This is a genomic window from Ollibium composti (genome assembly GCF_004801285.1).
Taxonomy (GTDB): Bacteria; Pseudomonadota; Alphaproteobacteria; order Rhizobiales; family Rhizobiaceae; genus Mesorhizobium; species Mesorhizobium composti.
This window is the reverse complement of sequence record NZ_SSNY01000031.1, coordinates 1-772: the sequence shown is the minus strand read 5'-3', so window position 1 is coordinate 772 and position 772 is coordinate 1. Positions and strand designations below refer to the sequence as shown.

The 772-nt window shown below is 66.3% G+C and carries 1 protein-coding gene; it reads right to left on the bottom strand.

The window, feature by feature from the left end; genetic code table 11:
• A partial coding sequence (locus E6C48_RS22350) for an IS110 family transposase (RefSeq protein WP_136360401.1) occupies positions 1–573 on the bottom strand: 573 nt, incomplete at its 3' end.
• Positions 574–772: the final 199 nt, after the last annotated feature.

The window sequence follows — 772 nt, the reverse complement described above, 5'->3', positions numbered from 1 at the left end:
GGTCCGATCGAGCCTGGCCCACAGCGGGTCGTCGTCGATCAACGAGGCGATCTCGCCCTCGATGCGGCGGCTCTGGCGCGTGAGCAGCGCGATGACCTCTTCGAGACTTGCGACCGTCTCGGCATCGGCCGCCGCGCTCCTGCGCTGCTTGTTGACGGTCAGGTCGGCGCCGAGCTGGGAAAGTCGGACCATCAGAGCTTTGAGCCGCGCCTGCGCCGGGCTGGGCGGCGGCGTCGGCATGATCTGCTTGGCTTCGGCGAAGCGGGCGATGACGGCGGCGTCGATCCGGTCGGTCTTCTCCAGGAAGCCAATCCCCTCAGCGAAACAGCGCACGTTGCGCGCGTTGACGATACCGCAGGGCTGGCCGGCCTGCCACAGCAGCAGGAAAGCCAGCCGCTCATAGCCGCCCGACGCCTCCATGACGGCGAGTTCGGCACCATGGTCCCGGCAGAAGCCGGCGAGCCCGGCAATGCCGGCCGCGTCGTTGCCGAAACGCTCTGCCGTCGCGCCTGGCTCGACATGGGCGTCGAGCCAGTCTTTCGAAACATCAACTCCACAAATGGTCCTGCTCACGGTAACCTGCCTTGTGCGTGCGGTTGAAGCCAAGCGACTATTCGGTCGTGCGTGACGAGGCGAAGATCCCTGGCTCCCCTGCGGTTGTGGCCGGAGGGTGTACGGGCGACTTCGCCAAGCCTCGAACCGGATGGCCATCCGGTTCGAGGCTCAGTCGCTTTCCTCGCACAAATCCTGCCTGCGTGCAGATACAAGGGTG